The 13,657-nt window shown below is 49.8% G+C and carries 11 protein-coding genes; 6 read left to right on the top strand and 5 right to left on the bottom strand.

Annotated features, from left to right (window positions below):
- Nucleotides 1-7: 7 nt before the first annotated feature.
- The 3 genes from G434_RS22240 to G434_RS22250 are packed head-to-tail and all read right to left on the bottom strand — an operon-like array spanning nt 8 to nt 3,160.
- On the bottom strand, nt 8-331 hold the full coding sequence (locus G434_RS22240) for a YdbL family probable chaperone protein (RefSeq protein WP_000752047.1): 324 nt from the start codon (nt 329-331) through the stop codon (nt 8-10).
- A gap of 7 nt (nt 332-338) precedes the next feature.
- Nucleotides 339-524, bottom strand: a complete 186-nt coding sequence (locus tag G434_RS22245; protein ID WP_000698145.1) for a YnbE family lipoprotein — start codon at nt 522-524, stop codon at nt 339-341.
- Nucleotides 521-3,160 carry a YdbH family protein gene (locus G434_RS22250; RefSeq protein ID WP_000900947.1) on the bottom strand — a complete coding sequence of 880 codons (2,640 nt, stop codon included), beginning with the start codon at nt 3,158-3,160 and terminating at the stop codon, nt 521-523. Before G434_RS22250 ends, G434_RS22245 begins: the two co-directional genes overlap by 4 nt.
- 207 nt (nt 3,161-3,367) lie before the next feature.
- Between G434_RS22250 and ldhA the strand changes: the two genes are divergently transcribed.
- Nucleotides 3,368-4,357, top strand: a complete 990-nt coding sequence (ldhA, locus tag G434_RS22255; protein WP_000762229.1) for a D-lactate dehydrogenase — start codon at nt 3,368-3,370, stop codon at nt 4,355-4,357.
- 110 nt (nt 4,358-4,467) lie between these two features.
- On the top strand, nt 4,468-4,890 hold the full coding sequence (gene hslJ, locus G434_RS22260) for a heat shock protein HslJ (RefSeq protein ID WP_001309480.1): 423 nt from the start codon (nt 4,468-4,470) through the stop codon (nt 4,888-4,890).
- Here the strand turns inward: hslJ and G434_RS22265 are convergent.
- Nucleotides 4,887-5,153 (bottom strand): putative hemolysin, encoded by a 267-nt coding sequence (locus G434_RS22265; RefSeq protein WP_001295715.1) that lies wholly within the window; start codon nt 5,151-5,153, stop codon nt 4,887-4,889. The two genes, hslJ and G434_RS22265, sit on opposite strands and share 4 nt — an antisense overlap.
- A 273-nt stretch (nt 5,154-5,426) precedes the next feature.
- On the opposite strand from G434_RS22265, the gene nifJ reads away from it, so the two are divergent.
- The 4 genes from nifJ (at nt 5,427) to ttcA (ending at nt 12,132) form a co-directional block, all read left to right on the top strand.
- Nucleotides 5,427-8,951 carry a pyruvate:ferredoxin (flavodoxin) oxidoreductase gene (gene nifJ / locus G434_RS22270; RefSeq protein ID WP_000628222.1) on the top strand — a complete coding sequence of 1,175 codons (3,525 nt, stop codon included), beginning with the start codon at nt 5,427-5,429 and terminating at the stop codon, nt 8,949-8,951.
- 361 nt (nt 8,952-9,312) lie between these two features.
- The gene (gene ompN / locus G434_RS22275; RefSeq protein WP_016239010.1) at nt 9,313-10,446 is read left to right on the top strand and encodes a porin OmpN; all 1,134 of its coding nucleotides are present in this window, start codon (nt 9,313-9,315) and stop codon (nt 10,444-10,446) included.
- A gap of 140 nt (nt 10,447-10,586) precedes the next feature.
- Nucleotides 10,587-11,021 (top strand): universal stress protein UspF, encoded by a 435-nt coding sequence (gene uspF / locus G434_RS22280; protein WP_001295593.1) that lies wholly within the window; start codon nt 10,587-10,589, stop codon nt 11,019-11,021.
- A gap of 175 nt (nt 11,022-11,196) precedes the next feature.
- Nucleotides 11,197-12,132 carry a tRNA 2-thiocytidine(32) synthetase TtcA gene (ttcA, locus tag G434_RS22285; RefSeq protein ID WP_000081418.1) on the top strand — a complete coding sequence of 312 codons (936 nt, stop codon included), beginning with the start codon at nt 11,197-11,199 and terminating at the stop codon, nt 12,130-12,132.
- Between the two features lie 128 nt (nt 12,133-12,260).
- Here the strand turns inward: ttcA and dbpA are convergent, their stop codons facing one another.
- Entirely contained in the window at nt 12,261-13,634 is a 1,374-nt protein-coding gene (dbpA, locus tag G434_RS22290; protein ID WP_000123708.1) for an ATP-dependent RNA helicase DbpA, read from the bottom strand.
- Nucleotides 13,635-13,657: the final 23 nt, after the last annotated feature.

The following is a 13,657-nucleotide window of genomic DNA, read 5'->3' as shown; positions in this document are numbered from 1 at the left end:
TATGAAATTATTTTTGCAGCCATTTTCCATTAATCCCCTGCACATATTCTCCCGGCTTCGCGCGAGCAACCATTTTTTGCCCTGCCAATTTTGCTATCTCATCAGTGGATACATTATTTTGCTTTGCCAATTGTTGGTAACTCAGATTACGAGCTTCATTAATATCTTTTACTAATTCCAGCGTTTCAGCATCTGTTTTCAGCGCAACCAGATAACCATAAAATGTTTCACCTACCCGCCCCTGAGTTCTGGCTTCATCCAGAGTCAATGCCATTACATTGCTGCTTACCAGCCCAACAAGAAACGCACAAAGAAGTAATGTTTTCTTCATCATCGCCTCAGAAAAGATCGCTACGAGTCTCAAGCAGCTCTTCGACATCTTTGTCTGCCTTGATGATGATCTCATGCTCAATTTTAACGTTCATATTGATAGTGATCGGTTCCTTAGGTGCAGCGACTTCAATGCGAGGCGTACAGCCAACCAGCATAAAAGATGACGTCAACGCAGCCAGTAAAATTTTCATTGTTTTTCCTCACACTCTTTTCCTTGCGGACAGTCATTTCCCGGCAGACGTGCGTTCTGCTCCAACCATGCCTGGAGATTATCGCCAAAGCGTAAACTGCGCCACAGCGTAAAAATATTCTCTTCATGATGGTAATTAAGGTTTACCGTACCGCTTTTACCATCAACGCGACTGGTACCTGTAATGTTGGCCTGCATGGTTAATAAACCGAGATTATCTAAATTAATATTTGTCGATGAACGGCTAATTTCCATATAGCGCAACCAGTTAATTGCTGAACCCGCAGTCATATTGTCTTTCACCACCGCATCTGCGGTGTCTTTATCCAGCCGCAAGGTCATTGGCCCGCTATTTGCCAGCCAGCCATCTTTCACTATCCATTTTTCGTTGTTTAGCCATAACGGCAATGCACCACTAAATGCCCCGGACATGGCGAATTGTTTCGGATTGACGGCGCTAACCAGTTCGCTGGATGAGAGATTATTCAGCCGCAACAGCGCCGGGTCATGTTGCGGCATACGTAATTGTTTCATCAGCACGTTACCGCCTAACACATCGACGCTAACATCAGTCAACAACAATGGTTCTTCTTCTGTCCACGGATAGCGCCCTTGCAAATCAGCCGTAATATTTTTCGCTGTCACCAGATTAATCACTTCGGCAATTCGCAACGTAACGGGGCCGCGAGTCCCCAGATGCCAGGCTCCATCGGCAAAACGGAAAGGCAGGACAAAATCGACACCGTTAACCTGATTATCTGGCATCCAGGCACTACCGCCTTTCAACACACCGTGCCCTCCCGCGCGGAATCCTTGTTCAGGCGCAGCAGAAAATGCGACCTGAGCATACAGTTCGCCATCGCGTAAGTTCATCTTCCAGTCGGGTGGCACCAGCGGCTGGAATACGGTCAGTGATTGTTTAGGCCACCAGGCGTTACCGCGCAGACGAATACCGTCCCAGCGACCATTTACCCGAACCGGGCCAATCTCACCAGCATGTAAATCGCCTTTATATAGGAAATACGTCGGATCGCGTCCATCGACGCTAAATTTTAAGGTTGATGGCGGTAACACACTGCCGCCAGTGAACAGCGTTTGCCCGGCGTCCAGTGACAGCGCGCCGCTAAAGGAGGGATGCTGTGCGTCACGTACCCAGACGACGGGCTTGTCGAGAATTAATCGCGGCTTTTCTACCGTCATCGTACCGTATTGTAACTGGTCGAAACCGGTGGAGAGATCGGTCAGCGTAATCGTGCTGTCATGCCACTCACCTTTTCCTGCAACATCCCAGGTGGCATTCATCGGTGTAAAACTCCCTTTTCCCCAGTAGCGCCACTGCCAGCGGCCAGCGTCAGGGAGAAAATCATTCGCCAGCCCATCCATATGCAGCACGAAATCGCCCAGTTCATTTTCATGCGCCTGCAAAATGGCCTGCAAACGTCCGTCAACACCACGTTGGGTGACTTTTACACCCGCTAAAGGCCAGCGGATTTCATCGATGTCCAGCGAATCGATGACTCTTCCCTTCGAACGTAATAACGCGCCTGGCTCAAAGGCCAGCGTTGGGTCAGTCAGACTTCCGCTTAGCTGCGCAGGTAAGCGGGCATATAAAATGAGATCCGCCTGTTTCGCTTCACCGGTCAGCTGCAAAGGCAGCTGGCTGTTATCCATGCTTAATTTTCCAGGGCCAAAATTAAGCACCGCGTTGCCCTTACCCGCTTGCCCCTGGGTCAGCACACTCAGTCGTCCGCTGACCAGAGCGTTCTCGAGCCCTGCCTGCCAGTTGTCGACTTTGACACCCAGTCTGCCACTCAAAGGAAAACCTGCATACGGCCAGCTCCAGCGACCATCGCTTACAGTCAATTGTTGGCGAGTAATTTGCCACGGCAGATCGAGCAACGGATCGCCATTATCCCGTGCCAGCACAATCAATTGCCCGCTATTTTCCTGCCAGTCCAGCTCGGCATCCACCAGTGAAGGCTCCTGCGGCAAGTTTAACGTCGCAGTAGCATGACCACTTACAGGAAGTCCATCCGGCACTAGCGGCATAGTAAATTCCCCCACCAGTTTAACCGGCGGCTGATTTTCAAACGCGACGACATCCAGTTCGCTGACTGTAAGTTGTTGCCCTTTCAGCTGGCCTTGAAATTTAACTTTTTCGCCCTGATAACGCAGTTGCTGGATATCGGAGGTTAATGCGAGAGAGAGTTTTCCCTGCCATTCCTGCCAGGGAGAAAAAATCAGTTTATCGATATTGATCCAGGTGTTAGGCAACATGGCCTGCCACTGCGCGAGGGTTTTTGGAGCAGCTGGCGATTGCTCCGTCTGCGGCAATTTCGCCAGACAAGCAGAATCAAGTTCTACCGTACCGACGTTCAATAACCAGCGGCTGGGATGTGAAAGGCTGGCGTTGGTGATATGCGCAAGCTGACAATCTCCCACCAGATAACGGAGATCGGGGATGATTAAACCTTTACGCGTAATGCGTGGGCTTTCATCTAATGCAATACGTGTCCCGAGCGGTAGCCAGATGCCCGCCAGCGTGGGAACCCACAAGCCGAGCGTCATCAGCAGCGTCAACGGCACAAGAATAATCAGTAATAACAGCGCGAGAACGGCTTTATATTTACCCAGCATGGGTAGTTAATATCCTGATTTAGCGAAAAATTAAGCATTCAATACGGGTATTGTGGCATGTTTAACCGTTCAGTTGAAGGTTGCGCCTACACTAAGCATAGTTGTTGATGAATTTTTCAATATCGCCATGGCTTTCAATTATATTTGAAATTTTGTAAAATATTTTTAGTAGCTTAAATGTGATTCAACATCACTGGAGAAAGTCTTATGAAACTCGCCGTTTATAGCACAAAACAGTACGACAAGAAGTACCTGCAACAGGTGAACGAGTCCTTTGGCTTTGAGCTGGAATTTTTTGACTTTCTGCTGACGGAAAAAACCGCTAAAACTGCCAATGGCTGCGAAGCGGTATGTATTTTCGTAAACGATGACGGCAGCCGCCCGGTGCTGGAAGAGCTGAAAAAGCACGGCGTTAAATATATCGCCCTGCGCTGTGCCGGTTTTAATAACGTCGACCTTGACGCGGCAAAAGAACTGGGGCTGAAAGTAGTCCGTGTTCCAGCCTATGATCCAGAAGCCGTTGCTGAACACGCCATCGGTATGATGATGACGCTGAACCGCCGTATTCATCGCGCGTATCAGCGTACTCGTGACGCCAACTTCTCTCTGGAAGGTCTGACCGGCTTTACTATGTATGGCAAAACGGCAGGCGTTATCGGTACCGGTAAAATCGGTGTGGCGATGCTGCGCATTCTGAAAGGTTTTGGTATGCGTCTGCTGGCATTCGATCCGTATCCAAGTGCGGCGGCACTGGAACTCGGTGTGGAGTATGTCGATCTGCCAACCCTGTTCTCTGAATCAGACGTTATCTCTCTGCACTGCCCGCTGACACCGGAAAACTACCATCTGTTGAACGAAGCCGCCTTCGATCAGATGAAAAATGGCGTGATGATCGTCAATACCAGTCGCGGTGCATTGATTGATTCTCAGGCGGCAATTGAAGCGCTGAAAAATCAGAAAATTGGTTCGTTGGGTATGGACGTGTATGAGAACGAACGCGATCTGTTCTTTGAAGACAAATCCAACGACGTGATCCAGGATGACGTATTCCGTCGTCTGTCTGCCTGCCACAACGTGCTGTTTACCGGGCACCAGGCATTCCTGACAGCAGAAGCACTGACCAGTATTTCTCAGACTACGCTGCAAAACTTAAGCAATCTGGAAAAAGGCGAAACCTGCCCGAACGAACTGGTTTAATCTTGCCGCTCCCCTGCATTCCAGGGGAGCTTATTCAGATAATCCCCAAAGACCTTTCATCCTCTATTCTTAAAATAGTCCTGAGTCAGAAACTGTAATTGAGAACCACAATGAAGAAAGTAGCCGCGCTCGTTGCGCTAAGCCTGCTGATGGCGGGATGTGTAAGTAATGACAAAATTGCTGTAACCCCAGAACAGCTACAGCATCATCGCTTTGTGCTGGAAAGCGTAAACGGTAAGCCCGTGACCAGCGATAAAAATCCGCCAGAAATCAGCTTTGGTGAAAAGATGATGATTTCCGGCAGCATGTGTAACCGCTTTAGCGGTGAAGGCAAACTGTCTAATGGTGAACTGACAGCCAAAGGGCTGGCAATGACCCGTATGATGTGCGCTAACCCGCAGCTTAATGAACTCGATAACACCATTAGCGAAATGCTGAAAGAAGGTGCACAAGTGGATCTGACCGCGAACCAGTTAACGCTGGCGACCGCGAAACAGACATTAACTTATAAGCTGGCGGATTTAATGAATTAATAGCTGCCACAGCTCCCGGCGGCAAGTGACTGTTCGCTACAGCGTTTGCCGTTGGGTAATGCACACATCCCAATCGCCGTACCATCCAGTTGACGGGCAACAGAAAGCGAACCGCCGATCATTGCACAATTTGCTTCTCCACTACTGGACATCGACGCTTTTAAACCTGGCGCTACGTGCGCCGCAGTCGCCTGCTGAACAGGTTCACTACTACACGCCGACAATAATAAAGCGGCACACCCTACCCAAAACGCTGCTCGCATCTTTTCTTCCTCTGATCTTCAAGCCAAACGACACCGCCATAAATAATAGGCAGCACAGAGGGCGGCGTCGAGAGCTGTCCTGCGCGTTGCCCCGCATTTTTACTTTTTTATGGCTATTTTTTTGCCCTCTGTTTGATCAAAACATTCATTACGCTGATGTGGGGGACACAAAAGCGAAAATGCAGAAGAAAGCCATTTGCTAAAATTGAAAGATAACTACTGGGCGCGCAGCAATTTCGTGCGCCCCTCATTTGCGCAATGTAAGGGTGTCATATGATTACTATTGACGGTAATGGCGCGGTTGCTTCGGTGGCGTTTCGCACCAGTGAAGTTATCGCCATCTACCCTATTACCCCCAGTTCCACGATGGCAGAACAGGCTGATGCATGGGCCGGAAACGGCTTGAAAAACGTCTGGGGAGACACACCACGCGTGGTTGAAATGCAGTCGGAAGCGGGTGCTATCGCTACCGTGCATGGCGCTTTGCAGACGGGTGCCCTTTCAACATCGTTTACGTCATCGCAGGGTTTGCTGCTGATGATCCCGACGCTGTACAAACTGGCAGGCGAACTGACGCCATTTGTCCTGCATGTAGCGGCACGTACCGTTGCCACACATGCACTCTCTATTTTTGGCGATCATTCCGACGTTATGGCGGTGCGCCAGACGGGTTGCGCGATGTTGTGTGCAGCAAACGTCCAGGAAGCGCAAGACTTTGCTCTTATTTCGCACATCGCGACGCTGAAGAGTCGCGTGCCATTTATTCATTTCTTTGATGGTTTCCGCACGTCCCACGAGATCAATAAAATTGTCCCGCTGGCCGATGACACTATTCTTGAACTGATGCCGCAGGCCGAAATTGATGCTCATCGCGCCCGGGCGCTCAACCCGGAACATCCGGTGATCCGCGGTACGTCCGCCAATCCTGACACTTATTTCCAGTCTCGCGAAGCCACCAACCCATGGTACAACGCGGTCTATGACCATGTTGAACAGGCGATGAATGATTTCGCTGCCGCGACAGGTCGTCAGTATCAGCCGTTTGAGTATTACGGGCATCCGCAAGCGGAACGGGTGATTATCCTGATGGGCTCTGCCATTGGCACCTGTGAAGAAGTGGTTGATGAATTGCTAACCCGTGGCGAAAAAGTCGGCGTGCTGAAAGTTCGCCTGTACCGTCCCTTCTCCGCCAAACACTTGCTACAAGCTCTGCCGGGATCCGTACGCAGCGTGGCGGTACTGGACAGAACCAAAGAACCCGGTGCCCAGGCAGAACCGCTCTATCTGGATGTGATGACCGCACTGGCAGAAGCCTTTAATAATGGCGAGCGCGAAACCCTGCCCCGTGTCATTGGTGGGCGCTATGGTCTTTCATCCAAAGAATTTGGCCCGGACTGTGTACTGGCGGTATTTGCCGAGCTCAACGCGGCTAAACCGAAAGCGCGCTTTACGGTTGGTATTTACGATGATGTGACCAATCTGTCACTGCCGTTGCCGGAAAACACCCTGCCAAACTCGGCGAAACTTGAAGCCTTGTTTTATGGCCTTGGTAGTGATGGCAGCGTTTCCGCGACCAAAAACAATATCAAGATTATCGGTAATTCCACGCCGTGGTACGCACAGGGCTATTTTGTTTACGACTCCAAAAAGGCGGGCGGCCTGACGGTTTCTCACCTTCGCGTGAGCGAGCAGCCGATTCGTTCCGCTTATCTCATTTCCCAGGCTGATTTTGTTGGCTGCCACCAGTTGCAGTTTATCGATAAATATCAGATGGCTGAACGTTTAAAACCTGGCGGCATTTTCCTGCTCAACACGCCGTACAGCGCAGATGAAGTATGGTCGCGCTTGCCGCAGGAAGTTCAGGCCGTGTTAAACCAGAAAAAAGCGCGCTTCTATGTGATTAACGCGGCGAAAATCGCCCGCGAATGTGGTCTGGCGGCCCGTATTAATACCGTCATGCAGATGGCTTTTTTCCATCTTACGCAAATTCTGCCTGGCGATAGCGCCCTCGCAGAATTGCAGGGTGCGATTGCCAAAAGTTACAGTAGCAAAGGTCAGGATCTGGTGGAACGCAACTGGCAGGCTCTGGCGCTGGCACGTGAATCCGTAGAAGAAGTTCCGCTGCAGCCGGTTAATCCGCACAGCGCCAATCGACCGCCAGTGGTTTCCGATGCCGCCCCTGATTTCGTGAAAACCGTAACCGCGGCGATGCTCGCCGGGCTTGGTGATGCCCTCCCCGTTTCGGCGCTGCCGCCAGACGGCACCTGGCCGATGGGCACCACGCGCTGGGAAAAACGCAATATCGCCGAAGAGATCCCCATCTGGAAAGAGGAACTCTGTACCCAATGTAACCACTGCGTCGCTGCTTGCCCACACTCAGCTATTCGCGCAAAAGTGGTACCGCCTGAAGCGATGGAAAACGCCCCTGCCAGCCTGCATTCGCTGGATGTAAAATCGCGTGATATGCGCGGGCAGAAATATGTCTTGCAGGTGGCACCGGAAGATTGCACCGGCTGTAACCTGTGCGTCGAAGTTTGCCCGGCGAAAGACCGTCAGAATCCAGAGATTAAAGCCATCAATATGATGTCGCGCCTGGAACATGTCGAAGAAGAGAAAATCAATTACGATTTCTTCCTCAACCTCCCAGAAATCGACCGTAGCAAACTGGAACGTATTGATATTCGTACATCGCAGCTGATTACACCTCTGTTTGAATATTCAGGTGCTTGCTCCGGTTGTGGCGAGACGCCGTATATTAAATTGCTGACTCAGCTCTATGGCGACCGGATGTTGATCGCTAACGCCACCGGCTGTTCTTCAATTTATGGCGGTAACCTGCCCTCTACACCGTATACTACCGATGCCAACGGTCGTGGACCGGCATGGGCGAACTCGCTGTTTGAAGATAACGCCGAATTTGGCCTTGGTTTCCGCCTGACGGTCGATCAACACCGTGTCCGCATACTGCGTCTGCTGGATCAATTTGCCGATAAAATCCCGGCGGAATTACTGACTGCGTTGAAATCAGACGCCACGCCAGAGGTTCGTCGTGAACAGGTTGCAGCTTTACGCCAGCAACTCAACGATGTTGCCGAAGCACATGAACTGCTACGTGACGCAGATGCACTGGTAGAAAAATCAATCTGGCTGATTGGTGGCGACGGCTGGGCTTACGATATCGGCTTTGGCGGTCTGGATCATGTATTGAGTTTGACGGAAAACGTCAACATTCTGGTGCTGGATACGCAATGCTATTCCAATACCGGTGGTCAGGCGTCAAAAGCGACACCGCTGGGTGCAGTAACTAAGTTTGGCGAGCACGGCAAACGTAAAGCGCGTAAAGATCTTGGCGTCAGTATGATGATGTACGGCCATGTTTATGTGGCGCAGATTTCTCTCGGCGCGCAGCTGAACCAGACGGTGAAAGCAATTCAGGAAGCGGAAGCGTATCCGGGACCATCGCTGATCATCGCTTATAGCCCGTGTGAAGAGCATGGTTACGATCTGGCTCTCAGCCACGACCAGATGCGCCAACTCACTGCTACCGGCTTCTGGCCGCTATATCGCTTCGATCCTCGTCGTGCCGATGAAGGCAAACTGCCGCTGGCGCTGGATTCACGCCCGCCGTCAGAAGCACTGGAAGAAACGTTACTTCATGAGCAACGTTTCCGTCGTCTGAATTCGCAGCAGCCAGAAGTGGCAGAACAGTTATGGAAAGATGCTGCAGCTGATTTGCAAAAACGCTATGACTTCCTGGCACAAATGGCCGGAAAAGCGGAAAAAAGCAACACCGATTAAATGCACTGGATAAGGATTATCCAATTCTAAAAAAAAGCCCGGACGACTGTTCGGGCTTGTCTCATTATTTGTTGGATAAACAGTAACAAGGGTCCAACAGAAAATAATCTTTGTGACAATAAAGGCATATAACCCGCGAAGAATAACGCATCACTATTTAAATGTATAATTTTTATTTTGTATATGTCGCCAATAATATATTCACCAAACTTATCATCATTTCCGTAGAATTATTTGATTAAGGTTTTACTTAAGGCGTAACAAATGATATTTATCGGCTAACGGAACTTCTCCTTTAGGATGTTTTCACTCCCCAAAATGGGGATGAAAAGGCAAATAAAATAACTAAAGGATTTATTCAATGAAAAGCAAAGTACTGGCATTTTTAATTCCTACCCTGCTCGCCGCAGGTGCTGCACATGCAGCCGAAGTTTATAATAAAGACGGCAACAAATTAGATCTGTATGGCAAAGTTGATGGACTACATTATTTTTCTGATAATTCAGCGAAAGATGGCGACCAGAGCTATGCGCGTCTGGGTTTTAAAGGCGAAACCCAAATTAACGATCAACTTACTGGCTACGGTCAATGGGAATACAATATTCAGGCAAACAACACTGAATCTTCAAAAAACCAGTCATGGACCCGTCTGGCATTTGCCGGATTGAAATTTGCAGATTACGGTTCTTTCGATTACGGACGTAATTATGGCGTAATGTACGACATCGAAGGCTGGACCGATATGCTGCCTGAATTTGGCGGTGACTCTTATACCAATGCAGACAACTTTATGACTGGTCGTGCCAATGGCGTCGCGACTTATCGTAATACTGATTTCTTCGGTCTGGTAAATGGTCTGAACTTCGCGGTGCAGTATCAAGGTAACAACGAAGGTGCCAGTAATGGTCAGGAAGGCACCAACAACGGACGTGATGTTCGCCATGAAAACGGTGACGGCTGGGGTCTTTCCACAACATATGATTTAGGCATGGGCTTTAGCGCTGGTGCGGCATACACCTCTTCTGACCGCACCAATGACCAGGTTAACCATACTGCGGCGGGTGGTGATAAAGCAGACGCGTGGACTGCTGGGCTAAAATACGATGCTAACAATATTTACCTGGCAACCATGTATTCAGAAACGCGTAATATGACCCCGTTTGGCGACAGCGATTATGCTGTTGCTAACAAAACCCAGAACTTTGAAGTTACTGCACAGTACCAGTTTGATTTTGGTCTGCGTCCGGCAGTCTCTTTCCTGATGTCTAAAGGCCGTGACCTGCACGCTGCCGGTGGTGCAGACAACCCGGCAGGTGTTGATGATAAAGATCTGGTTAAATACGCCGATGTTGGCGCGACTTACTATTTCAACAAAAATATGTCCACCTACGTTGACTATATAATCAACCTGTTGGATGAAGATGACAGCTTCTACGCTGCCAATGGCATCTCTACCGATGATATTGTCGCTTTAGGTCTGGTTTATCAGTTCTAAATCCTCCTGCCCGCTGTTATGGCGGGCTTTTTCTGCTTATTCTTCCTCCTTTGATCTAAATTAAAAATGTGAACTCCGTCATTACACAAAAAGTGTCATCTGGCGTTACACTTTATGCGGATACTAAAACAGGAGGTTTTATGAACAGAACGATTCTTGTCCCTATCGATATTTCCGATTCAGAATTAACTCAACGCGTGATTAGCCACGTTGAGGCAGAGGCAAAGATTGATGATGCAGAGGTTCATTTCCTGACGGTAATACCTTCACTGCCCTACTATGCCTCTCTGGGTTTAGCGTATTCCGCAGAATTACCGGCAATGGATGACCTGAAAGCGGAAGCCAAATCGCAACTGGAAGAGATCATTAAAAAATTTAAACTGCCAACCGACAGAGTGCATGTCCATGTTGAGGAAGGCTCGCCCAAAGACCGCATTCTGGAATTGGCGAAGAAGATCCCCGCTCATATGATCATCATTGCTTCCCATCGACCGGATATCACCACTTATCTGCTCGGTTCTAACGCCGCAGCTGTCGTGCGTCACGCAGAGTGCTCCGTACTGGTTGTGCGCTGACACTAACGCCCGCACATTGCTGCGGGCTTTTTGATTCATTTCGCAAATGTGCTGACATTTTCCCCTCTAATCCGTACCATACACGCCACAGTTTTTATATCAGATTTCTTATGCTGGGCGTTCCGGCATGACGCATACTCTTCTGATGCCATATAACGAATTGAGTCGCTTTTAAATGTCGCAAAATCAAGAAATTAGTAAGAAAGAACAATACAACCTGAACAAATTACAAAAACGTCTGCGTCGTAACGTGGGCGAAGCCATTGCTGACTTCAATATGATTGAAGAAGGCGATCGCATCATGGTTTGCCTCTCCGGGGGTAAAGACAGCTATACCATGCTGGAAATTCTGCGCAATTTGCAGCAAAGCGCGCCAATCAATTTTTCGCTGGTGGCTGTTAACCTCGATCAAAAGCAACCGGGCTTCCCGGAACACGTTCTGCCCGAGTATCTTGAAAAGCTGGGCGTTGAGTACAAGATTGTTGAAGAGAACACTTACGGTATCGTGAAAGAGAAGATTCCGGAGGGCAAAACCACTTGCTCACTGTGTTCTCGTCTTCGTCGCGGTATCCTTTATCGTACCGCAACGGAACTGGGAGCGACGAAGATCGCGCTGGGTCACCATCGTGACGATATCCTGCAAACGTTGTTCTTAAATATGTTCTACGGCGGCAAGATGAAAGGTATGCCTCCGAAACTGATGAGCGATGATGGCAAACATATCGTGATTCGCCCTCTGGCCTACTGCCGCGAGAAAGATATTCAGCGCTTTGCCGATGCAAAAGCGTTCCCGATTATTCCGTGCAACCTGTGCGGTTCACAGCCTAACCTGCAACGTCAGGTGATTGCTGACATGTTGCGTGACTGGGATAAACGTTATCCGGGGCGTATCGAGACGATGTTCAGCGCGATGCAGAATGTGGTGCCGTCGCATCTGTGCGATACCAACCTGTTCGATTTCAAAGGCATTACCCACGGTTCTGAAGTGGTTAACGGGGGTGATCTGGCGTTTGATCGCGAAGAGATCCCTCTACAACCGGCGGGTTGGCAGCCTGAAGAAGATGAAAATCAGTTGGATGAGTTACGACTGAATGTGGTTGAAGTGAAATAACCCGGATAGCGCCCGATGCGCAAGCTTATCGGGCTACTCTTATGGAGGCCGGAGAAGACGCGGCCAGCGTCGCATCCGGCAATCCCGAAGAAGATGTTGACTCTTGCACCCTGCGATTCAACATTTCATTATTTTAATAACCGCACCCGGCACGTTTTTCCTTTAATCTTCCCGCCCTGTAACTGTTTCCATGCTTTATGAGCAACAGCCTGACGCACCGCGACATAGACATGCGCCGGATGCACGGCGATTTTGCCAATATCTGCGCCATCAAGCCCGATATCTCCTGTCAGCGCACCTAATACATCACCCGGGCGCATTTTGGCTTTTTTCCCGCCATCGATACATAACGTTGCCATTTCGGCTTCCAGCGGCACAATGGAACTATTAACTGGCGGCGTTTGCCAGTTAAGTTTTATCTGCAACATGTCAGAAATGATATTGGCCCGCTGTGCTTCTTCCGGGGCACAGAAACTGATCGCCAGACCGCTATTTCCTGCACGCGCTGTACGACCGATGCGATGTACATGAACTTCAGGATCCCACGCCAGCTCAAAGTTCACCACCAGCTCAAGCGATTTAATATCCAGACCTCGAGCAGCAACATCAGTCGCAACCAGTACACGGGCGCTACCGTTAGCAAAACGTACCAGGGTCTGATCGCGATCACGTTGCTCCAGATCGCCGTGTAACGACAATGCACTTTGCCCTACTTCATTCAGCGCGTCGCAGACAGCCTGGCAATCTTTTTTGGTATTGCAAAACACCACGCAAGAGGATGGCTGATGCAAACTTAATAACCTTTGCAACAACGGAATTTTGCCTTTGCTGGATGTCTCATAAAATTGTTGTTCAATAGGTGGCAGAGCATCTGTTGAGTCAATTTCAATCGCTAAAGGATCGCGTTGCACTCGTCCGCTGATTGCGGCGATGGCTTCCGGCCAGGTTGCCGAAAACAGAAGCGTCTGTCGAGATGCAGGCGCAAAACGGATGACATCATCAATGGCATCGCTAAATCCCATATCCAGCATGCGATCGGCCTCATCCATCACCAGCGTATTCAACGCATCCAGTGATACCGTGCCTTTTTGCAGATGATCCAACAAACGGCCCGGCGTTGCCACGATAATATGCGGCGCATGTTGCAACGAATCACGCTGCATACCGAACGGTTGACCACCGCACAACGTCAAAATTTTGGTATTTGGCAGAAAACGCGCCAGCCGACGCAATTCACCTGCCACCTGATCCGCCAGTTCACGCGTAGGACACAGCACTAAAGCCTGGGTTTGAAATAGCGACGCATCAATTTGCTGTAACAAGCCGAGGCCAAAAGCCGCCGTTTTGCCGCTGCCGGTTTTCGCCTGCACGCGAACATCTTTTCCGGCAAGGATCGCCGGAAGCGCGGCGGCCTGCACCGGCGTCATGGTTAAATAACCCAACTCATCAAGGTTCGTGAGTTGGGCGGGAGGCAAAACATTCAGGGTAGAAAAAGCGGTCACAATCTATTCTCGTGGTCATCGAC

Origin of the sequence: Escherichia sp. KTE172 (assembly GCF_000408845.1) — a bacterium.
GTDB lineage: Bacteria > Pseudomonadota > Gammaproteobacteria > Enterobacterales > Enterobacteriaceae > Escherichia > Escherichia coli.
The sequence above is the reverse complement of the archived record's forward strand: the minus strand, read 5'-3'. Positions and strand labels throughout refer to the sequence as shown.